This window comes from Methanospirillum hungatei JF-1 (assembly GCF_000013445.1).
Lineage (GTDB): Archaea > Halobacteriota > Methanomicrobia > Methanomicrobiales > Methanospirillaceae > Methanospirillum > Methanospirillum hungatei.
On record NC_007796.1, the window covers coordinates 1,128,325 to 1,149,741 of the forward strand.

Annotated in this window: 19 protein-coding genes; 2 read left to right on the forward strand and 17 right to left on the reverse strand. The window is 45.6% G+C overall.

Annotated features, from left to right (window positions below; all coding sequences use genetic code 11):
• Positions 1 to 215: 215 nt before the first annotated feature.
• From MHUN_RS05245 to MHUN_RS05310, 15 genes are all read right to left on the reverse strand, one after another.
• Complete coding sequence (locus MHUN_RS05245; protein WP_011448031.1) at positions 216 to 1,442, reverse strand: tyrosine-type recombinase/integrase; 1,227 nt, start codon at positions 1,440 to 1,442, stop codon at positions 216 to 218.
• Positions 1,443 to 1,550: 108 nt separating this feature from the next.
• A complete protein-coding gene (locus tag MHUN_RS19950) occupies positions 1,551 to 1,727 on the reverse strand; it encodes an SWIM zinc finger family protein (RefSeq protein ID WP_083758504.1) in 177 nt (58 codons plus the stop codon).
• Between the two features lie 623 nt (positions 1,728 to 2,350).
• On the reverse strand, positions 2,351 to 3,757 hold the full coding sequence (locus tag MHUN_RS05250; RefSeq protein WP_048067306.1) for a hypothetical protein: 1,407 nt from the start codon (positions 3,755 to 3,757) through the stop codon (positions 2,351 to 2,353).
• A 2-nt stretch (positions 3,758 to 3,759) separates the two neighbouring features.
• Positions 3,760 to 4,473: an ABC transporter ATP-binding protein gene (locus MHUN_RS05255; protein ID WP_011448033.1), complete on the reverse strand. Its 714-nt coding sequence runs from the start codon at positions 4,471 to 4,473 to the stop codon at positions 3,760 to 3,762.
• A gap of 177 nt (positions 4,474 to 4,650) precedes the next feature.
• Positions 4,651 to 6,420: an aldehyde ferredoxin oxidoreductase N-terminal domain-containing protein gene (locus MHUN_RS05260; RefSeq protein ID WP_011448034.1), complete on the reverse strand. Its 1,770-nt coding sequence runs from the start codon at positions 6,418 to 6,420 to the stop codon at positions 4,651 to 4,653.
• Positions 6,410 to 6,829: a 4Fe-4S binding protein gene (locus MHUN_RS05265; RefSeq protein ID WP_048067307.1), complete on the reverse strand. Its 420-nt coding sequence runs from the start codon at positions 6,827 to 6,829 to the stop codon at positions 6,410 to 6,412. The genes MHUN_RS05260 and MHUN_RS05265 overlap by 11 nt, the downstream gene beginning before the upstream one ends.
• A 72-nt stretch (positions 6,830 to 6,901) precedes the next feature.
• Complete coding sequence (locus tag MHUN_RS05270) at positions 6,902 to 8,734, reverse strand: threonine--tRNA ligase (protein WP_011448036.1); 1,833 nt, start codon at positions 8,732 to 8,734, stop codon at positions 6,902 to 6,904.
• A 119-nt stretch (positions 8,735 to 8,853) separates the two neighbouring features.
• The gene (gene dcd, locus MHUN_RS05275) at positions 8,854 to 9,411 is read right to left on the reverse strand and encodes a dCTP deaminase (RefSeq protein WP_011448037.1); all 558 of its coding nucleotides are present in this window, start codon (positions 9,409 to 9,411) and stop codon (positions 8,854 to 8,856) included.
• Positions 9,412 to 9,432: 21 nt separating this feature from the next.
• Positions 9,433 to 10,188 (reverse strand): RNA methyltransferase, encoded by a 756-nt coding sequence (locus tag MHUN_RS05280; RefSeq protein WP_011448038.1) that lies wholly within the window; start codon positions 10,186 to 10,188, stop codon positions 9,433 to 9,435.
• 3 nt (positions 10,189 to 10,191) lie between these two features.
• On the reverse strand, positions 10,192 to 10,878 hold the full coding sequence (locus MHUN_RS05285; RefSeq protein ID WP_011448039.1) for a phosphoglycerol geranylgeranyltransferase: 687 nt from the start codon (positions 10,876 to 10,878) through the stop codon (positions 10,192 to 10,194).
• A 72-nt stretch (positions 10,879 to 10,950) separates the two neighbouring features.
• Entirely contained in the window at positions 10,951 to 13,746 is a 2,796-nt protein-coding gene (locus MHUN_RS05290; RefSeq protein ID WP_011448040.1) for a DNA topoisomerase I, read from the reverse strand.
• Between the two features lie 4 nt (positions 13,747 to 13,750).
• Positions 13,751 to 15,175 (reverse strand): Asp-tRNA(Asn)/Glu-tRNA(Gln) amidotransferase subunit GatB, encoded by a 1,425-nt coding sequence (gene gatB, locus MHUN_RS05295; RefSeq protein ID WP_011448041.1) that lies wholly within the window; start codon positions 15,173 to 15,175, stop codon positions 13,751 to 13,753.
• The gene (gene gatA, locus MHUN_RS05300; RefSeq protein WP_011448042.1) at positions 15,175 to 16,470 is read right to left on the reverse strand and encodes an Asp-tRNA(Asn)/Glu-tRNA(Gln) amidotransferase subunit GatA; all 1,296 of its coding nucleotides are present in this window, start codon (positions 16,468 to 16,470) and stop codon (positions 15,175 to 15,177) included. Before gatA ends, gatB begins: the two co-directional genes overlap by 1 nt.
• Before the next feature lies 1 nt (position 16,471).
• Positions 16,472 to 16,741, reverse strand: a complete 270-nt coding sequence (gene gatC, locus MHUN_RS05305; RefSeq protein ID WP_011448043.1) for an Asp-tRNA(Asn)/Glu-tRNA(Gln) amidotransferase subunit GatC — start codon at positions 16,739 to 16,741, stop codon at positions 16,472 to 16,474.
• Positions 16,742 to 16,748: 7 nt separating this feature from the next.
• Positions 16,749 to 17,738, reverse strand: coding sequence for an asparagine synthase C-terminal domain-containing protein (locus tag MHUN_RS05310; RefSeq protein WP_011448044.1), 990 nt, complete (start codon positions 17,736 to 17,738; stop codon positions 16,749 to 16,751).
• Positions 17,739 to 17,877: 139 nt separating this feature from the next.
• On the opposite strand from MHUN_RS05310, the gene MHUN_RS17250 reads away from it, so the two are divergent.
• Both MHUN_RS17250 and MHUN_RS05320 read left to right on the forward strand, forming a co-directional pair.
• A complete protein-coding gene (locus MHUN_RS17250; RefSeq protein ID WP_011448045.1) occupies positions 17,878 to 18,915 on the forward strand; it encodes a glycoside hydrolase family 26 protein in 1,038 nt (345 codons plus the stop codon).
• A 16-nt stretch (positions 18,916 to 18,931) separates the two neighbouring features.
• Positions 18,932 to 19,411: a DNA-deoxyinosine glycosylase gene (locus tag MHUN_RS05320; RefSeq protein ID WP_011448046.1), complete on the forward strand. Its 480-nt coding sequence runs from the start codon at positions 18,932 to 18,934 to the stop codon at positions 19,409 to 19,411.
• Here MHUN_RS05320 and eno read toward each other — a convergent pair.
• Positions 19,406 to 20,686, reverse strand: a complete 1,281-nt coding sequence (gene eno, locus MHUN_RS05325) for a phosphopyruvate hydratase (RefSeq protein WP_011448047.1) — start codon at positions 20,684 to 20,686, stop codon at positions 19,406 to 19,408. The two genes, MHUN_RS05320 and eno, sit on opposite strands and share 6 nt — an antisense overlap.
• Before the next feature lie 11 nt (positions 20,687 to 20,697).
• Entirely contained in the window at positions 20,698 to 21,354 is a 657-nt protein-coding gene (locus MHUN_RS05330) for a hypothetical protein (RefSeq protein ID WP_011448048.1), read from the reverse strand.
• Positions 21,355 to 21,417: the final 63 nt, after the last annotated feature.

Below are 21,417 nucleotides of genomic sequence, written 5' to 3' on the forward strand. Positions count from 1 at the left end.
CGACATAGCGTGATCGGTTAATTAACCCGCGCTTGCTGTCAATGCGTTCAATTATAGCGCCATCGAGTGAAACAGTTACTCTTTCGCGTTTTCGAGTTTCTGAAGTGTGATACTTCATATAATATTGTTTGACTTGAAAATATAAAAAACCGATACCTATAAATAGTAATACTATATTAGACAGTGAAAGTATAAAAAAGTATTGTATGATCTATTCATTCTGAAGTTATTTTCTTCTTTTGCAGAAGAATTAACTCCCGAAGGATGTCTTCACCTTTTTCCCCGGTCAATAAGTCACTTAAGATCGATGTCGCTGCTTCAGCGGTCTGAATTGCATCCTTGTTAAGCGGTGCTCCACATGATGAACAAAACGAATGAGTAAACGGATTGACAACGCCACATTTGTGACATTGGATAGGTTCAAGCCGCTTCGACTCAATTGTTGGTCTTCCACGCCGTTTAATGCCTAATGATCCCGCTGCTTCATTTTCGATATCTTCATCGCAGAGATGTAAATAAACTTTGAACATATCAGTCTCGACGCTGCCCCAACACATTTTTTTGATTATTGATTCTTTCCAACCTTCTTTTATCAAATGCGTGATTCTACTATGTCTGAACACGTGGGGGGTTATCGTATGTTCAATGCCTGCATTGGTTGCAGCCTTCCGAATCATTTTTACTAGTCCGGCATAGGAATATGGACTTCCATCACTTTTTACAAATACAAAAGCCCCCGGTTTATCTGCATTTCCTGAATATTCATTTTTCCATTGTGCCAGATATCCACGGCTGTTAAATAGAGGAATTGTCCTCGCTTTGCCAGTCTTAAATGTGGTGCTGATAGACACGTGCTCTTCATGGAACTTTACCTGATTCCATTGTAAGTTACCTATCTCACCAATTCTCATTCCGCCTTCGTATAACGTGCTAATAATAGCCTGATTCTTTATGCTGCCAGCGTGACTAATCATACTCATCACTTGATCGGGAGTCAATAGATCTGATATGTCTTTAGTCGCCGAATCATAACCAGGCGGATGTATCTTTCGAATCTTCAAAGCATCAAGCCCAGGTGCAGCCATATTATTTTCACATAGGTATAGTGCGATCCTTCGCATCCCTCGAATGAGATCAGCCATTGTGTTCTGTTTGAAACCATGATGCTGAATCTGATCAATTGCATGATAAATATCCGATGTGACCATTTGATCAAATGGTGGCAACCATCGGCGAAGTCCGGATATATTGCTAACAAGTTTCGAGGCTCTGGTATCGCTGATACCATTTACCGCCCGGAGTTCAGCAATAAACGCCCGTATGATCTTCTCATCAGACTCTGTAATTTCGGACGCTTCCTTTTTGCGGGTTAGTGTCCGGTCAATTTGTTCACGATATTGATCATCAGATCTGTAAAAATGTTGATTCGGATTGTTTGGCATATAGTATATTAATTAATTCCTTGAGGCATTAAACTTATGTTAACAATCCCCCCAGCGGCTTAACATTAAGAGTTCAACTTTCTGGATCTAAAAATCTTTTTTTTTAAATTAATCGCCAGATCGAGCGATCTCAACAACAATCATATGGATACAGAGGTCTTCATTCTGCTCATAGTCCGGACAGGTGCATCCATCTTCAATGACTATATACTCTTTTGATCTCTCATGAACAAAATAGGCATTCAGATCTTTTCGAACTATTGCCCCTTCGTTTACGAGCCATATGGCATGCTTTCCTCTTCCTCAATATTTCTGGATTATTCGATTCTTCATCTTTCTATCATAAGGGTATCATAGATCAAGATTAGCAAGAGGGTCACTCATATATGCCCTATCACTAACCCGGTTCTTACTCCGTCACTTCCAAAACCTGAAAAACCAGGTTTCTATACAATATATCACAAACAACCGAACATTTGCTTCGGGAAACTCTTGCTTAAGTCCTTCTCCAAACCTGTGAATCTGGATGGCATCTTCTTCCCGAATAGTGAACTCTTCCAAGGATATTTTCATTCCCGCCCACTCATTATGAGAGATGATTTTAATTCAATGACCCATCGAAGCCGGTCAAACTTCTCATGAAATTTACCGACGAACAAGATATTTAGAAACCATGATCGAAATCTTCAAATACCCTTCTATTCACCACAGTAATCGACACGTGTCTCATGAATAAGCAGCAGTCTATTGTAAGATTATCAGAGATATGAAAGAAACATACCGGTTAACAAGCCTACAGATTGTCGCATAAGAAGAAGGATAGAAATGAGTTTGCCAATGTGTTTCATGAATATCGGTAAATATTCATAAGATTTTTCCTGATACCTCTTGATTAACAGGTAATAGATTTAATACACAACCACCTCCTCCCGGTCCCATTTCCTCATCCCTAATCGTACCAGCACAAAAGCTGGGATAAACAGCCCAACTCCAGCCAGACCAAACCAGGGATTCATCACAGTCAATGAACCAAATATCGATAACGCAATGCCGATAAGCAGAAAATACTGAACCATCACCCGGCCATTATACACCAGAACATTGGGAGATAATCCAGTCAGCCAGATAGATACCGCTAGGACATAATACGACACCGATAAGGTCAATACCAGAACCGGGAGCAGGAATTCTCCCTGACCGGAAAGAAAAGTAATCACTGCCATAAAGAAGATCGGGATCACCTGAAGGAGTGTAAAGGAGGTAATTTTACTGGTAATAACATCTCTGACATGAAGCGGAAGAAGAGCGTAGATACTGAATGAATCAAACATACACAGCCAGGTGTACATGGTTGACGCGATAATTCCGGTAATCATCGCAAAGGTGAGAAGAAGATGAATAGTAGAAACATACTCATCAAGCAGGGAGAGAAAGAACCAGATGGTGATAAGCGGTACCAGAAATGAAAAGATAGTCTGACCAACAATACTCCCGGACCGCCAGAGATCTATTACATCTTTTGCAGCAAGGGGCGGATTTGGAAATCGGTTGAGATGACGAATGAGGGGTTTCATCCGGTTCGGGTAATTTTTTGTACCGGATTGAATATCAGGTGAAAACAGGAGAAGAGCAATACAACAGGGAACCAGAACCAACATAACGCTTCCAAGAAGAAGATGCCAGGAAAATTGGTAAAAGAGTATAAGCGGTGGAAAAAGTGTTGTCGGGTTTGTTCCGGTGAACATGAACCATCCAAGAAATACAAAACCTGCTAAAATCAGAAAGAGAAAGAGGGCCCTTACTGATCGCCCGTACAGTGATGACAGGAAAAAAACAACAGACATACCGGTGAGAAATGAGAGAGTCAGCGTTAGAAGGATATTCAACGGATAAAAAACCGGAATTCCGGTGAAGAGTGATCCCGCAAGAAAACCGGCACCCAGGGGAAAGATCCAGAGGAAAAAATAATACAAGGTATCCTTAAGCACAAAAATAGTGAAGATATACCGGGGGCTGAGAGGCAGGGTCCGGGCAGAGAATGCAAGAAGGCTGGCCTGACCAAACCGGCGGTTCATTACTTCATTCCCAAGAAGGCCGAATGCTCCAACCATGAATCCCAGCATCAGATATTGTGCATGTATCAGGATGACAAGATCGCCAATCGGCATTGTCGTTTGGATCAGGGGAAAAAGAAATGTACCCATGAACGCAATGGCACATATCATAACTGGAAAGAGGGCAAAATTAAGACTCCCGAACATAGTCGAATGAATCCGCCATTCTTCCTTTAACATATTGTAAAAAAGCCCTGCCATGGTTATGTCCTGACAAGTGATAGGAACAAATCTGACAGATGACGATTGCCCTCTCTGACTGACTCCATGGTTCCGGTGTAGAGCAGATTTCCCACATGGAGAATTGCAACTTCAGAACAGATCTCTTCAGCCGTTTCCAGTAGATGAGTGGAGATGAAGAGCGTATTCCCCTGCTTCGTATATGAAACAAAGAATGCCTTGACCTTGTCCTGCATGATTGGATCAAAGTTGATAAGCGGTTCATCAATGAGGGCAAGTTCAGGGTTATGAATAAATGCCTGAGTGAGCATCAGTTTCTGCCTGGTTCCACGGGAGAGATCCTTGCAGAGCACATTTCTTTTATCCTCATACTCAAGAAAATCAAACCACCAGTCTGCTTTTTGTTCCAGATCAGGGATCTTCCTTATATCACCGATAAATTCCAGGTATTCCATGGCAGTCAGGAAACTTGGCGGAGATTCCTGTTCTGGAATGATTCCAACCAAAGTTCTGATACCTACCGGATCAGTTGCCACATCAAGACCAAAAACATGGGCATTCCCGGATGAAGGGACTATCTGACCGGTCAACATCTTTATCATCGTTGTCTTTCCAGATCCGTTCGGACCTAACAGACCGAACAGAGATCCCTTCCTGACGTTCAGGGTTACTGCATTGACTGCGATCAGATCACCAAATTTTTTGGTCAGTGATTCGGTTTTAATAATATTTTCCATGGTACCGCGACTATTATTCATTTTCGTATAGTGAGAGATAGGTTTGGTTAATTATAAAAAAATACTATTAGCCTTTCCCAGAATTTTGGAGAAGATTGTATTTCATCGATTATTTTTCGGGACAGATAGTGAGCAAATTTATCCGGACTGATAAAAATCAATGTCACTATTCAGAACTCACATATTTTTTTCAAGTAACTCTTTGTACCGGGCAATTCCTCTCCGGATAACCTCTTCATTAATTTCTCCCCTGCCGGATGGGAGCTCAAGAATTCTTTTTGGTATAGGTATGGATTCTGGCTCTAATGAAAAACCCTCACGGACTTTAAAACGGTATTTTTCAGCAAGGATCGATCTTCCAAGGATATCAAGTTCTTCCACCGTAATGGGTATCCCACAGACGGACAAGACTTCCTGAATTATTTCACGGGTATACAGGCCACGGGCAAAGAAACACACCACCAGGCCTGATAGGATCTGACGATACGCTTCTTCTTCATACAATTCTTCAGCAATTTTTTCCGGTGTTTCAGGGAATTTTTCTTCAGGCTTCTGATCAACACTATACCCTGCATTGTCAAGATGGCTGTGGCGAGCTCCACAGATATATCCGATATATGCCGCAGGACCGGTGTGATACCCGGGCATTTCATTTTTCCCAAAGGCAAGAGCATACTCTTCGCCACCATAGACTGAGGCTGCAAACGACACTCCTTTCCCCAGGATCTGGTAAAACTCACCCTTTTGTCGTGCCAGAGACTCGAAAAATGCAAGATAATGCTTGGCATCACCAAACGAGAGCCTGATACCTCCGGTCATTTCTTCATCAATTAGTCCATTATTCATCGCTTCAGTTGCCCATGCGGCGCAGACACCGGCTGACATGGCATCAACTCCGATCTGTTCAATGATGTCAATCAGATACAGAACATCAGTGGGATCAGAGACACCGAGCATGAATCCAAGAGCATAGATCAGTTCATAGTCATAACTCACCGGGATGGTTTTGTAAAAGTACGGATCATTCGGATAGGGAATCCGGATCTGACCGATATGAATACAACTGACCGGACAATGGGAACAGGCAACACGACGGGAGAGAAAGAGCCTGGCAAACTCTTCTCCAGATAACTGATCAGAGCCCCCCAGTCTCTGTTCAGTGAGATTTTTCACCGGAAGAGATCCCATTGCAGAGAGTGATTTCACATTTACCGGTGTTCCTATCTCATGATACTTCTGCATAAGGGGAGATCTGGTTACCTGGTCGTAAAGCCGGTCATAAAGTTCCCGGTATCTCTTCCGGTCAGATAACTCGATGAGATTATCCCCTGAAATCAGAACTGCCTTAAGTTTTTTAGATCCAAATACTGCCCCAAGCCCCATTCTGCCAAAATGCCGGTAGGTTTCTGAAGTCACACTTGCATATCTGATCAGATTCTCTCCGGCTCTTCCAATCCGTAATATCGTCCTGGTTCCTGGTGTTCCATCTTTTGACCGGATGATACGTGCTGCAGTATCACTCCGGCCAGTCCCCCACAATGCCCGGGCATCACGAAATGCAACACCATCTTTTGTAATAGACAGATACACCGGATGTGAGGCTTTCCCGGTGATAACTATGGCGCCATATCCAGCCGACCTGATTGCAACTGCTGTCCGGCCCCCTGCATGACTCTCACCAAGATTTCCGGTCAGAGGGGATTTAAACATTGCAACACATTTCGAAGCGAGAGGGAAGAGTGCTGTAGCAACTCCGACGGAAAATATAATCGGATTTTCCGGACCTAATGGATCAGCCCCTTGTGGACAGAATTCCTCCAGCAGCCTGATAGCTGCTCCGGCACCACCAAGTCGTTCCTGAAACAGATCGGACCTTTCTTCTGTATGGAATGACCACGAAGAAAGATCAATAAACAGAACCCGTGATAACAGTGCTTCAGGACTCATCAGCCATCAACTCCTGCAGTTCAATAACTTCGTACGGGCAGTACTGTGCGCAATACCCACAATAAATACAGATAATGGGACGGTTCTCTTCATGATCCCAGGATATTGCCCCAAGGATACACCCTTCCAGGCATTTTTTACACCCGGTGCATTTATCTTTATTGAGGGTAACTCCTCCACCCGGACGGGGCAGGAGAGCTTCTTCAGGACAGAGATGAACACAAGGGGGATCCTGGCATGCCCGACACACCCTCACCGAAAAACCTCGTTCAATCCCCCCGACTGAACTTACATGAATAGCAGATTTGGATACTCCGCCAAATCCAAGCCTTCGGGTACAGGCAAACATACAGGACTGACACCCGACGCACCTGTCAGCGTCGATGACAGAGAGCCGCTTTTTTGGCATATGATGAAATGGGAATGAAAGATAATCAATATTCGTAAAATTAGTAAGAAGAGAATAACAGAAAAACAGGTTTTAGATATATCTCGGTTTGAGAGATAACATCCGGGGAGTGTATAAAGGTCTGAATGGTTTTCCGGAAGTCTCTTTCCCGATCATCTCAATCAGCTTCTCTGCAGTGCAGGTAATCTTCTGTGGTTTATTGGGTTCAGATTCAGAACGGACAGTAACAGTAAGGTTTCCGGAGTTCATCTCTGAATCTCCAACCACGATCACATATGATACCCAGTCCATTCCTGCTGCACGGATCTTTTTATTTAAGGAATCATCTCGATCATCAATATCGGCCCGGATCCGTGCCTTTGTAAGTTTTTCTGCAATGTCTTTTGCATATCCAAGATGATTATCGGTGACCGGAATTATTCGAACTTGGGTTGGGGTCAGCCAGGTGGGCAGATGTGCAACCTTCTGATTCACAGTATTTTCAAGAATTGCACAAAATACACGCTCAACTGAACCGGTTGGAGAACAGTGAAGAATTGGTGGATAAACTTCTGTTCCATCAGCAAGATGATATTTTATCCCAAACCGTTTGCTGCTTTCAACGTCAATCTGGACGGTCGGGTTTTCAATCGGCCGATTCTGCCCGTCGATTGCAGCAAGGTCAATCTTTGCTATCCAGTAATGTACACGGTCTGAAAGAGTTTCAATCAGAATTGGAACACCGGAGTCTTTTACAATCTTTTTGATCCAGCCTTCATACTCTGAATAGAATTCCTCAGTGCAGCGGAATACTGCAACCAGCTGGGTCCCGAAGTCACGCCCGGTCTTCCACCCTATGGCAAGCTGTTCTTCAAAACAGGTCAGGGCATTCTCAAGATCCTTGCACAGAGAATGCATATCAGGCATGGTAAAAGCACGAAGTCTTTTCAGACCAATAACCTCACCCTTCTGTTCATGACGGAATGAATAGGTCGAAAGCTCGTACATCTTCATCGGCAGATGGTTTGGTGAGATATGCATACTCCGCATGGTGGTAAACATACCAAAACAGGCTGCAAATCGGAGCATCATGTTGCGGTTACCTGATTTGAACCGGTACTGCCGCTCACCAAACTTGTCTGCGTGTTCAAAGATGGCTTTATCAGCAAGATCATACATGACCGGAGTCTCAACCGGACTTGCACCATAGTCAAGAACAAGGGATAGGGCATAGTCTGCTAAGAGATCACGGACCAGCTTTCCACGGGGGAGCCAGCGGAGATGACCGACATCTGATACCGGTTCATAATCCACAAACTCCTTGGAACGCATCAGATCAACATGGACCGGTTCGCCACCTACCGGCACAGCGGTCCCGATCTCCTTTTTTATAAGAGCGGCAAACGGAGAGTCATCCATGTACTCCTGAACATCATGAATAGTGCCTTCGGGTGTAAGAACAAAGAATTTATGTTCAATATGTTTCTTCTCAGGTTTTACCGCATCTTCAGATGGGGTGATTGACCGGGAGAGTTCTGAAAGCGGGTGCCCTTTACAGGAGAGGGAGAACGATTTATACCATCCAAAAGGAGCTCGTTTAACTTCGTATCCTGCTTTTTCCAGGGATTCTTCGATAGCCTTCAGGGCTGCAACTGCAAGATCCGGTGCTGCAAGATCAGAGGAGAGGTGTGCATACGGGTATACCATTACCCGGTTACATTCTACCTTACCGGCCATCTCACCTATTGCGGTGACCGTCTGACATATGACATCATCAATATCATCAGCATCCGGTGACTCAACCGCACAAAATGCTACCAGGGCATCATCGAGGCGATCGGCCGGATTACAGGGATCCTCTGCAAATTTTGTTTTCTTCTTCGCTTCATATTCAATGAAATCAGAATGTATTAAAAGAAGGCGCATGAATCAGATCTCTCCGTACAATATCCATATATGTTGATGTTTATCGGGTATAAAACCCGGGTAGGTTCCATCAATGTGAACAAACGTTTCTTAAAAAAAGTATTGAAGATATGAGCGTATCATGCTCGTTTTTTATTCTCGTAGTATCGTGAAAGCGTGGCTTGTCGCTGGTTTAAGTATTTTGCATCCTTTTTAGCATTGTACGGACAAAGTGCCCGCTCAGTCGTGTAAAAGACCAGTTGACCAATTGGCATTCCGGCATGCATCCTGACCGGGCGCTGATTTACATTACACATCTCTAGGGTGATAGAGCCGGCAAATCCGGCATCAATCCATCCTCCGGTCTGATGAAGCTCAATACCAAGTCGTGCAATGCTGCTCTTTCCCTCAATACTGGCTACTATGTTATCAGGCAGGCGGATGGCTTCCATAGTTTCTGCCAGAACAAACTGGCCGGGATGGAGGACAATACTTTCGGCAGTCATCTCCTCAGTGCCGCCGGTCACAGTATCACGGATATATGGATCAATAATCTCATCACCTGGTGTATACCAGACAAAATGATTTCCAAGCCTGATATCAATTGAATTTGGTTGTATTAACTCAGGATTATACGGGTCAATACCTATATATCCACGCTCGATGCGATCCGTTATCTGCCAGTCAACAAGGATCATGTACCGATCTGTTGTTTCCGATTACTGTTTATCATTATGATCAGGATCAGTACGATCCGGATGTGAAGAGCTTTCCTCTCCCTGTGGTGGTGCAAAATGCCACTCAGAACGCCTGAGAAGACCATGAATGGTACTGCACTCGCGCCAGGTCAGATTACACCGCCCAAGTACCCGTCGAATCAGGGTCATAGTCGATTCTCGTTTGAACCCTGGATGATCCACCAGGTCCAGGTACTGATCAATATGCTCATAGAGATGATTCATCTCATCTACTGTCGCCAGAGGTATGACTCCTTTTGGGAGATTTGCGAGTTCATAACAGATAACTCCGACAGCATGGGAGAGGTTGATGATAGGATAGAGAGGTGATGTCGGAATGGTGCAGATAATATCTGCCCGTCTCACCTCTTCATTTGAAAGCCCCCAGTTTTCACGCCCGAAGAGGATTGATATCGTTCCATCTAGATCTCTAATAAGATCCCGGATTTCCTTAGGAGAATAAAAGGGCATTCGGGTCGGATGACAGGCAGAATAAGAGAGTGATCCGGTTGTGGCAATCACCCGGTGTGATGTTCTAAATACCTCATCTAGTGTCATCACAGTTGCATGTTCGAGCACATCATCCGCGTGTGAAGCCCGGATTTTGGCTTCGTTTCCGATGGTACAGGGATTGATGAGGATGAGATCGGTAAATCCGAAATTTTTCATCACCCTGGCGGCAAATCCTACATTTCCCTCATATAGCGGTTCAACAAGGACAATCCGTATATGGGGCATTTATCACTGAACTGCCTGGACGGTCTCAAGAAGGGTCTTAACACCCTTTTCATAGACTGCATTTCCAACAACTATCGTATCAGCATATTTTGCCATCTCTGCAGCCTTTTCTGCGGAGTCGATGCCACCGCCATAGTAAAGAACCGCATGATCGATAGCCTCGCCGGCCCGTTTTACAATGTCAGGATTTCCGTACATACCGCTGTATTCAATATATACTATCGGAAATTTGAAGTAATGATCAGCGATGGAAGCATATGCGGCCACTTCTTCAGCAGAAATCCCGCAGTCAGCCCCCGTAACACGGCCCACTGCTGAGTTTGGATTTAATACAATGTAAGCTTCGGGAATGACCTTTTCCCATACGATATCAGGATTCATTGCCCAGTCACGGTGTTTGCCAACTATCCACCGGGCATCGGAGGTGTTCATAACGCTTGCAACATACAACAGATCGATGCCGTGAAAAATTACTGATTCAGGTCCGGCTGGTTCAACAACAAGTGGGAGCCCGTATTCCTTCACCTGGTCACGGAGCTGTGACATGTTGTCTTTGGTAATATTGAGCGTGCCTGAAAGAATGAGGGCATCTGTTCCACTTGTTGCAATTTCTGCGATTTCATCTTCGGTGAGATGTTTGTCCGGGTCAAGCTTGGTAACGTGAGCCCAGGTCTTCCATTTTGTATGCATATATGCCTGTCCTCAAAAGTGCTGTACAGCTTCATTACTTCTGACTGAAAAACATTCGGGAGATCCGGGGGATCATACCACTGCTGCAGCCTGCAGTTTTTTCAGATGATCTTTTGACAGGCCACCTGATTTTGCAACCTTAGCCGGATCTGCAGAAATAAGGGATTTTTTATCAAAGATTCCAGCTCGATACAGGTGCTCAAGGGTAGACTCCCCGACCCCGGGAAGGGAGGTAAGTTCAATTTTCCCTGATTCAAATGCTTTTTTGGATATCTTTACCGGATCCGGCTTTCCTAATGACTGCGTAATCAGGGTTGCGTGCTTTCCAACCGTCTCAATGGAGATGCCGGTCTTGAATGCAAGGTATGCCGGATGAGCAGAGGCGATATCTTCTGGTGTTAAAAAACCGGCTTCCTGATACCGCTTTAGTGATACGGCAGGAATGCCGATATCTTTAAGCTGGTTTTTCGCAATCAGGGAGATGGCTTCACTTTTTAATGTCTTTGCTTCTTCTTCGGAGAGTCCGGTCTTTTTTAGTGATTCAATGGTAGCCGATGCAATGTCTCCGATGCAGTTTATCCCCGACTCGGTAAAACCGTTCATGACCTTTGTATGACTCCGGCCCCGTTTTGGGGGTACAAACTGCTTCATGAACTTTTTACATTCCGATCTTCTCCGGATGAGATCAAGAACGTCATTTGCTTCATGAATTAACGTTTCAGCCTGCTTTTTGGTGATTCCTAGCTTTTTCGCCAGAACTGCAGGCTCCAGTTTCGAGAGTTCATACAATGAAAATATCTTTGCATCAAGAAGTTTCTGCTGAAGAGCCTCGGTCATTGCGGGCATCTTTGCATAGTGCTCTTTCTGCTGCTCGATGAGCTGACAGAGCGGACATCCCATCTCCCACGGTCGGGCACCTTTTGCGATAAGACTGACGTGGAAGAGATTATGAACCTCACAGACCTTCTTTGTCCTGACCGCTGATCCCCACATCGTCCCTGGAAGAGATATGTTACAAGTACAGTCCGGATACCCGTTACACCCGATAAATTGAGAACCACCCTTCCGACGAATACGAAGATCCTTTCCGCACACCGGGCATGGTCCGATGGTCAGCTCTTCATCTGTCTGACCCATAATCTCCTGGCCGATGACTGCCTCATTTGGTTCCAATTCATCAAATACCTGATGAAGCATCTTTCGGGAATCATCAACCACCCCATCACGGGACTTATTTCTGACCTTGATAGCTTCCATCGCCTGTTCAAGCTTCTGGGTCATATCAGGTCTGGTGATGGTTGAAGCATGCGCTTCCAGTGATTCAGTTACAGCTTTCCCGACAAGAGTTGGCCGGAGTGGATTTCCTTCGATATATTTACGGGAGATGAGCTTTTGGATCACTTCATGTCTGGTGGATTTTGTCCCAAGACCCAGCTCTTCCATCACCTGGATAAGTTTACTCTGTGAATACCGCGGTGGTGGCTGCGTCTGCTTCTCTTCAAGGTTCAGATCCTGTATCTTCAGTTTTTCTCCCTTTTTGACTACAGGGAGGATGGAATCTTTCGCCTCTGAGTATGGGTATACCGTCCTCCATCCGGCCTCGGTCAGACGGGATCCGGTTGCAACATAATTTTGTCCGGTTGCATCCATCCCGATCCGCATGGTTGCCCACTCGGCATCTGGTGACAGGGTTGCAAGGAATCTGCGTACTACCAGTTCATACAATTTCCAGTTCTCACCAAGCTGCTCTTCGGTCGCAACACCTGTCGGATGGATTGGAGGGTGATCGGTTGAGGATTTCTTTCCTTCGGTCGGTTTTGTCCGCCTGTTTTTCCTGACCCAAGCAACATCCCGGGCAAATTTTGTCTTTTCTAGCGTGGTCAGAATATTGTCAAGGTTCAGGGATGGAGGATAGATGGTATTGTCTGTACGCGGATATGAGATAAATCCGTTCATATAGAGTTCTTCTGCAACTCGCATTGCATTTGCTGCAGAATAACCAATCCGTGCTGCGGCAACGATAAACTGGGTTGTGTCAAATGGAGTCGGCGCCCGGTCTACCCGTTTTCCTTCCTTGACTTCGGTAACAACAAGCGGATCCTTTGTCCCGGCATATGCCGCATCGGCGAGTTTCTTATCAGTAAAACGGCCTTCTGCATGACGTGCAATAATAGACTGACCATCTTTCTCAGTTGTCAGGGAGATCTCCCAGTAGGGTTCGGGAATAAAAGACTCAATCTCTTTCTCGCGATCAACTATCATCGCAAGTGTTGGTGACTGGACACGTCCCACGGAAAGTATGTTTCCTCCACCCCGTTTTGCAGCCAGACTGATAAACCTGGTAAGTGATGCTCCCCAGATGAGATCAACTACCTGCCTGGCTTCCCCTGCCGCTGCAAGATCAAAATCCAGATCACTGGGTTCTGAAAAGGCCCGGTTGATCTCTTCCTTGGTAATAGCTGAAAACCGTGCACGATCAATGGGCACTTTCGGATTGACTGCCCGGACCAGCTCATATGCCTCCTTCCCGATAAGTTCCCCTTCGGTATCAAAATCAGTTGCTATGGTAACACGGTTTGCCTTTTTGGCTATTTTATGGATCAATTTTACTATTGCAGGTTCTGTAGGACGTTTAATGGTCTCTGCATCGATTAATGACCGGGGAGGTCGTTCCTGTGACCGCCAGTTGGTATACCCTTCAACGAAATCGACCTCAACCACATGGCCACGAAGTCCGATTGATATCTTGTCGCCAAAGGTGTATACATTCACCCCACCCTCCTTTTTTGCCGAAACTTTATCCTTTCCGGAAAGGATCTGTGCTATCCGGTTTGCTGCAATGTTTTTTTCGGCAATAATCAGATGCATGATATCAGACCTTCTTATCCAGAATCTCTTTGAGAAGCGTATTCAGATGTCCGGGATCTGCACGTCCCCGGCATTTTTTCATGACCTGCCCGACGAGGAAATTGAGCGCCTGCATCTTTCCAGCATAATAATCATCTATGGCTGCCTGCTGCTCGGCGATTACTTCCTGTATCATTGCAGTGACCTGATCACCACTGGTCTTTGCAAGTCCGAGCCGGCTCACTATCTCCTGAGGGCGCTCTGGTTTTTTCCCATCTTTGACAGCATCAAGAATCAGCCGGAGTATCTCCACCGCAGACTTGTCGGTAATAGTGTCGGATTTTATAAGTGTGAGGAGTTCGCGGAAGAGGTCTGAAGGCATTGCATCGATGGAAAAGTCACGGTAATTGAGCTCACCAAGCAGGTAGTCTGCGGTCCACGTGGCAGCAAGGGCAGGATCTTCTGATGCAACCGTCTCATAAAACTCTGCAAGTTTGAGACCGCCGGTCAGGGTTTTTGCATGCTCTGGTGAGACTCCGTACTGTGAAATAAACCGTTCCCTTCGTGCATCGGGAAGCTCAGGAAGTTCTATGGCATCAACCCAGGATGCAACCCGGAGGGGGAGAAGATCTGGTTCAGGGAAGTACCGGTAATCATTCTCCTCTTCTTTTGAACGGGATGACGTGGTCACCCCCCGTGCCTCAACAAAATGTCTGGTCTCCCGTGTAACGATCTGGCCACGCCGGAGCAGATTTCGCTGCCTGGTTACTTCAAAGGTGAGTGCCTTTTCCACACCTTTATAGGAGGAGATATTCTTAACCTCAACCCGTTCTGATCCCTTCAGTGATATGTTTGCATCAACACGAAGAGAACCTTCTTTTTCCGAGTCAAATACATTGAGATATTCAAGAGTTGCCCGCAGTTTGTTCAAAAATTTCCGAGCTTCCTTTGGAGACCGGAGATCAGGTTCGGTAACTATCTCAATAAGCGGGATACCCGCACGGTTGTAATCAACAAGAGTATATTTTCCCCGATCAGTGGTCCCCATGTGGACAGAACGTCCGGGATCTTCCTCAAGATGTATTCTGGTAATCCTGACCTCTTTCTCACCATTATCACCGTCAATCAGAAGTTTTCCCCATTCTGCAAGAGGTTTGTCATACTGGGTGATCTGGTATGCTTTATTCAGATCAGGATAAAAATAGTTCTTTCTTGAGAACTCTGATTCATCCCTTATGGTACAGTTGAGCGCCTTTCCAACCTTCAGTGCAAACTCTATGGCCCGCTTGTTTACCATCGGCATACTACCCGGAAGACCAAGACAGACCGGGCAGGTGTGAGTGTTCGGTTCGTTGTCACGAAAATCCGTTGAGCAGCTACAGAACATCTTAGACTTCGTGTTCAGCTGACAATGGATCTCAAGGCCGATGATTGTCTCCAGGTCTTCCATTATGCTCTCCCCTGTTCATAGGCATATGCAGTGTCAATAATCCGCTCATCTTCAAAATATCGTCCGATAAGCTGTAATCCGACCGGCATGCTGTTTATTTTTCCACATGGCACAGACAAGGCAGGAACTCCTGCCAGGTTTGCCGGGACGGTCAGGATATCAGAGAGGTACATCTGCAAAGGGTCACTCTTCTCCCCAAGTTTAAAAGCAATATCTGGCATAGTAGGGCCGGCAATTACATCTACATCCCTGAATATTCGTTCAAAGTCATCCCTGACCATCTGTCGTGCAGTCTGGGCTTTCTGGTAGTACCTGCCATAGTACCCGGCTGCAAGTGAGAATGTCCCCAGAATGATCCGACGGCGAACTTCTTTTCCAAACCCGGCTTTTCTCTGCTCGGAGTAGGCATCATGCCAGCTCTTCAGCGTCCCGACAGCAGGACCATACCTTACGCCATCAAACCGGGCCAGATTACTGGATGCTTCACTGGTACAGGTGACATAGTATGCTGATAAGGCATATTTCATTGAGGGTATAGTGCATGGTACTGCCGTTGCGCCCATTGACTCAAGTGTATCAATTGCCTGCCTGACTACTTCAGCAACGTTTGGATTTACACCCTCGCCAAAGAACTCATCAGGCACTCCAATCTTCAGGCCCGTAATGTCAGATACCGGATTATGTTTGTAGGGTTTGTCAACCGAGGTGGCATCACGGGAATCATGGCCGGCAATAACCGAATAAAGGTTTGAAAGCGTTTGTACATCCCGTGCCATCGGTCCAATCTGCTCAAGAGAGTTTGCATACGCAATAAGACCAAAACGGGAGACTCTCCCATATGTCGGTTTTAATCCGACAATACCACAAAAAGCTGCAGGACACCTGATTGAACCACCGGTATCTGAACCAATGGCACAATCAACAAGGCCGGCTGCAACTGCTGCAGCAGATCCTCCTGATGAACCACCAGGAACCCGCTGGTGATCAAGTGGATTTAATGTCGGGCCATAGGCACTGTTCTCAGTGGTCGTGCCCATACCAAACTCATCCATATTGGTCTTCCCGACAATCGCTGCTCCGGCATTTTTAAGCAGCGTGACCACATGGGCATCATAGGGAGGGATATATCCTTTCAATATTTTGGAAGCGCAGGTGGTTTCAATTCCTTTTGTTGATATATTGTCCTTCACCGCAACGGTGACCCCGGAGAGCGGCCCGTCACCATAGGTAACTTCAGGAATGGTGGTAATAAACGCATGAACAGAATCATCCGGATGAAATGTCAGCTTTTTCACGTCACATCACCCGTGGTGCTTTAAAGTACCCTTTTTCTGTCTGGCCTGCATTCTGCAGGGCTTCCTCCTGAGACAAGGAGGGAAGAACTTCATCGTCACGAAGAATATTATATCGTTCACGGATAAGCGGCTGATTCTGATCCAGGGTATCAAGAACGGCAAAATATTCAAGAATACCTGAACACTGGTTCGTAAATTCATTTATTTCGGAATCATCAATGCCGACATCAGCGAGTTTTGCTATTTTTCTGACGTCTTCAGCGGTAACCATTGTACGTTTACGTCCTCCTTAAATGTGTAATGAAATCTGAAACAGAACTGTGATAACCATTCTGCCGGGCAATCCGTTTTATCTCTTTCCAGATCCCGGTCCCGTACTGCATTGCCTTTTTATCATAATATGCGAATGATTCAGGCAGATACAGTCTGGCAACTTCCCGAAGTGGTTTTTTTCGGACCCCACCCGTAACCCGATCACGAGGGGGTATTGCCTGTGCAGCGCATACAACCCTGATATCAAGATATGGCATTGACAGGTAGGCACCCATGGATCCTGCAATACTCTGATCCCGGCATCCCTGACGGGGAAGAGAAGCAAAGTCACGGGCAAAGACCTCTTCCAGGAGATGTTCCGGAGTCTCCAGGTACCTGGAATATCCTCCAAAGACCTCATCTGCTCCCTGACCAGTCAGAATTCGCTCATACCCAAGACTTTGGGCTGTTTCTGCAACAAAAAACAGAGTTGTTCCAATGGCCACATCAACCGGGTTTGGATCATCAATGAGGGAGATAACAACCGGTAGAGCTGCTGCGACATCCTCCGGTGTTATAGTCCTTACGTGTAAGGGAAGATCCAGAACTTGTGCAACTGCAGTAGCCTGCCTGATATCATGGCATCCTTCCATGCCTACCACTAGACAGGGACGTTTTGCGATTGCTGCTACCAGAGCTGAATCCACACCACCGGATAGAGCAGTAATACCGGAATCTGATCTCAGTTCAATGGCAGTCCTGATTGCATCAGCAAGGGGAAGACACGGGCAGGACGGCTTTACCGAACCAGTAACAGAACCATTGCAGATGATTGTCCCGGCCGGACATGGACCCTGAATAATGCCAAAATGATCCCGTGCAACACATGAATCATATTCTAGATAGAATTCTCCGCCAAAGTGTGTGACAATTTGAGGATCCTCGGATAATTTTTGAATAATTTCTTCATGAGATAACGGTATTCCATCCAGCTCGATCCAACCGGTCAGATGCATATATCTCAGGAGGTGAGCTACACGAATTATAAATGTGATCTGAATACCTCTTCCACCACCTGATCACGTTGAGACAGACTTTTACCATACAAATATATATACCTCCAATAGGTTTGTGGCTATGAAGGGGGGAGTAATTATGAATCGAGGACTCGGACTGATAATAATCCTTACTTTGTTCTGTTCATTTGCGTCAGCTCTGCCCCCAGGTTTTTGCCTGGGAGAGGAGGGGGGCCTTGCGCTTGGGGTATTTGCTCCAGAAAAAACTCCATCCGGAGAAGAACATATCCTTCTGGATGAGATTCAGGCGTTCAGGGAAAAAATCGGAAGACCTATAGCAATTGGAGTGTTTTCAGATGAATGGATGAATGACCGGAAATTTCCTGCAGAAAATGCAAAAACCCTGCGCAATGAAGGAATGGTTCCCTATATCAGGTTCATGATGCGAAGCTCTGATACACCATATCAGAAAGAACCGTTCTATACTCTTAGCAACATTGCATTGGGTAAATTTGATGGAGAACTCATATCCTGGGCCAGGGAAGCCAGATCTTTTGGTTCACCGATCCTCATTGAATATGGTACTGAAATAAACCAGTGGAACTATCCCTGGAACGGATACTGGAATGGTAACCAGAAGGGTCAGGATTTATTCAAAGATGCATACCGCCATATTATTCGTATTATGCGAGAAGAGGGTGCCTCAAATCTTATCTGGATTTATCATGTAAATGCAGAGAGTCAGCCAGCAGATGAATGGAATAATATGACCGGGTATTATCCAGGAGATGAATATTGTGACCTAGTGGCAGTATCGCTGTTTGGAACCAAAAAACCCTTTGAGACCGGAACAAAAAAATTCAGCGATGCCATTTATAGTACTTTGTCCACCCTGCAGGCAGGGGGAATCCAAAAACCCATCCTGCTTATCACCGGGACAGATGTGCAGAGCAGATTTGAGGATCCTGCTACGTTTGTATCAAATGTTCTCTCATCACTTTCCGGACAGACCTGGCCTGATATCAAGGGTCTTATCTGGCTCAATGCTGCCTGGAAGAATGATAATAATCCACTTCATGATACATCAATGAGACTGCAGGATAATGCAACGGTGGCAGCTGCATTCAAATCGGGTCTGCAGACCATACAGATCCAGGGGCTTCTGACCTGTTCATAATTTTTTAATAAATCCCATGCACAAATGCGGACTATCTCCTCTGCTTTCTTCTGATTGCAGAGTTCTGATCCTTGGAAGTTACCCCTCAGTCTTATCCATAAAAGCCGGGGAATATTATGCTCATCCCCGGAACATGTTCTGGAAGATCATGGAAATAATTCTCAATATCCCGCATAATCAGACATATACTACCCGTATCTCACTTCTATTAAATCATGGAATAGGATTATGGGACGTGTATGCAGCATGTTCAAGAGAGAAAAGTGCAGATGCCCATATCAAGGACCCGGTTCCAAACGAATTGAAAACTCTCATCCTGAATCATCAGGATATCAGGATCATTTTTTTAAATGGCCGGGCAGCTGAAAAAGGCTTCAGAAAATTTTTTCCGGATATATCTTTACAAACTATCTATCTGCCATCATCCAGCCCTGCTCATGCAGTACATCTAGAGGAAAAAATCAAACGGTGGAGAGAAATAACCAAGTTTCTATAGGTGCCTGATCTCCCTTTTCTTTCCTGCGTAAGTTGCACGGGAGCCGAGTTCTTCATGAATTCTCATAAGCTGGTTATATTTTTCTACCCGTTCTCCCCTGCAGGGTGCCCCGGTTTTAATCTGGCCGGTGCCGAGACTTACCGTAAGATCCGCAATAAAGGAATCCACAGTCTCACCACTCCGATGTGATATCATTGAACTCCACCCGGCATTTCGCGCCATAGTAACGGCAGATATTGTCTCAGTGACTGTCCCTATCTGGTTCAGTTTGATGAGGACTGCATTTGCTGCCTTTTCTGAAATACCTCGTGAAATGCGTTTCGTATTCGTCACAAAAATATCATCTCCGACCAGCTGGACCTTCTTTCCGATGGCTTTTGTCATCGCAATCCACCCATTCCAGTCATCTTCAGAGAGCCCGTCTTCAATGGAGATGATCGGATATACTGCGACCATATCCTCATAATATCCTGTCATTTCTTCGGATGAGAGTTTCTTCCCTTCACTCTTCAATTCATATACACCATCTGAATAAAACTCACTCGATGCAGGATCAAGTGCAAGTGAGATATCTTTCCCGGGTTTATATCCGGCCATCTCAATTGCTTCGGTTATAAAATCCAGAGGAGCCCGGTTTGATGAGACTTTGGGAGCAAAACCCCCCTCATCCCCGACACCAGTTGAGAGACCTCGTTTTTTCAGGATTGCTTTTAAAGTGTGATAGACCTCACATCCCCATCTGACAGCTTCAGGAAAATCAGGAGCTCCGACCGGAGCTATCATATACTCCTGGAAATCCGCTCCCTGCCAGTTTGCATGGGCACCTCCATTTAAAATATTCATATACGGAACCGGGAGAAGATATGTCCGGTCTGCAAGGTGTTCATATAATGGAACCTGTAATGCCTGGGAAGCTGCACGAGCTACTGCCATGGAAACCGGGAGGATCGCATTTGCTCCAAGATGGCCTTTGTTATCCGTTCCATCCAATGAAATCAACTGGTTGTCTACAGCAGGCTGATCAGTACTGTCCATTCCCAACAGGGATTTGCGAATATCGGTATTGATAGCCTCTACCGCTTTTTTAACACCTTTACCAAAAAAACGAAAATCACCATCACGCTTTTCTATTGCTTCATGTGTTCCGGTCGATGCTCCGGAGGGGCATGCTGCCCGTCCAAAATACCCGCCGACCAGAGTTATATCTACTTCAACAGCGGGATTACCACGTGAATCAATGATCTCTCTTCCAAAAACCTTCTCTATCTGAACCATAGGATTTCCTTTTATGCTCCAATGCTTGCAAGGCTGCAGGATTCTGTCACATATACCCAGTATGAACGGGTGGGCTCCAACATCCTTGAATCAGCCTGCTCATTTGATCCACCATTGACGATGGTTACCTCAAACTGCTGGATAGCAGGGTCCCACCCGATAACCTCAGTCCAGGTATTCCTGATAGAAAGCAATGAATCACGGGCTGATGCCGGAGTATTTCCAGTAAATCCAAACATGTTCCATCCGGCAGTCATATCCTTTACCGGGGGGACCTGGAGGGGGTCATCTGAAAAACGAAGGTGAACGCGAAATGGAGTGGTGGAGTAAACCCAGTATCCCTCAAGCGGGAGAATTTTATCATCAGCCGTCAGATCATTCCATCCTCCATCCTTCTGATTATAGGTCCAGATACTGTGACCGGCAGAGTCAAGACCGTTAAAAATAGAGGCTGTATTTGCATCATTTGCCAGACGTCGGGGGACAGATACAAAATTCCAACCCGCAACCAGGTTTATAGACCCATTTAGATAGTCGGATACTTCCTGATCACCTGGCCCTGATAGAACAGGTGTCTGTTCACCTGTAACAGATTCTTCCCCTGATACTAAAAAACTGCATACAAATAAAAAAATGCAGAGTACACCGAATAGTGATAATCTGGTCATAACGTCCTTACCTGCTTTTCCAATTAAAAGCATTTCTGTGTAACTATATTTCACTTTGTCGTC

Excerpts from the sequence above, each read along its gene's own strand:
- MHUN_RS05245 (WP_011448031.1), bottom strand. The coding sequence starts at position 1,442 with ATGCCAAACAATCCGAATCAACATTTTTACAGATCTGATGATCAATAT.
- MHUN_RS05250 (WP_048067306.1), bottom strand. The coding sequence starts at position 3,757 with ATGGCAGGGCTTTTTTACAATATGTTAAAGGAAGAATGGCGGATTCAT.
- MHUN_RS05255 (WP_011448033.1), bottom strand. The coding sequence starts at position 4,473 with ATGGAAAATATTATTAAAACCGAATCACTGACCAAAAAATTTGGTGAT.
- MHUN_RS05260 (WP_011448034.1), bottom strand. The coding sequence starts at position 6,420 with ATGAGTCCTGAAGCACTGTTATCACGGGTTCTGTTTATTGATCTTTCT.
- MHUN_RS05265 (WP_048067307.1), bottom strand. The coding sequence starts at position 6,829 with ATGCCAAAAAAGCGGCTCTCTGTCATCGACGCTGACAGGTGCGTCGGG.
- MHUN_RS05270 (WP_011448036.1), bottom strand. The coding sequence starts at position 8,734 with ATGCGCCTTCTTTTAATACATTCTGATTTCATTGAATATGAAGCGAAG.
- dcd (WP_011448037.1), bottom strand. The coding sequence starts at position 9,411 with ATGATCCTTGTTGACTGGCAGATAACGGATCGCATCGAGCGTGGATAT.
- MHUN_RS05280 (WP_011448038.1), bottom strand. The coding sequence starts at position 10,188 with ATGCCCCATATACGGATTGTCCTTGTTGAACCGCTATATGAGGGAAAT.
- MHUN_RS05285 (WP_011448039.1), bottom strand. The coding sequence starts at position 10,878 with ATGCATACAAAATGGAAGACCTGGGCTCACGTTACCAAGCTTGACCCG.
- MHUN_RS05290 (WP_011448040.1), bottom strand. The coding sequence starts at position 13,746 with ATGCATCTGATTATTGCCGAAAAAAACATTGCAGCAAACCGGATAGCA.
- gatB (WP_011448041.1), bottom strand. The coding sequence starts at position 15,175 with ATGGAAGACCTGGAGACAATCATCGGCCTTGAGATCCATTGTCAGCTG.
- gatC (WP_011448043.1), bottom strand. The coding sequence starts at position 16,741 with ATGGTTACCGCTGAAGACGTCAGAAAAATAGCAAAACTCGCTGATGTC.
- MHUN_RS05310 (WP_011448044.1), bottom strand. The coding sequence starts at position 17,738 with ATGCATCTGACCGGTTGGATCGAGCTGGATGGAATACCGTTATCTCAT.
- MHUN_RS17250 (WP_011448045.1), top strand. The coding sequence starts at position 17,878 with ATGAATCGAGGACTCGGACTGATAATAATCCTTACTTTGTTCTGTTCA.
- MHUN_RS05320 (WP_011448046.1), top strand. The coding sequence starts at position 18,932 with ATGCACAAATGCGGACTATCTCCTCTGCTTTCTTCTGATTGCAGAGTT.
- eno (WP_011448047.1), bottom strand. The coding sequence starts at position 20,686 with ATGGTTCAGATAGAGAAGGTTTTTGGAAGAGAGATCATTGATTCACGT.
- MHUN_RS05330 (WP_011448048.1), bottom strand. The coding sequence starts at position 21,354 with ATGACCAGATTATCACTATTCGGTGTACTCTGCATTTTTTTATTTGTA.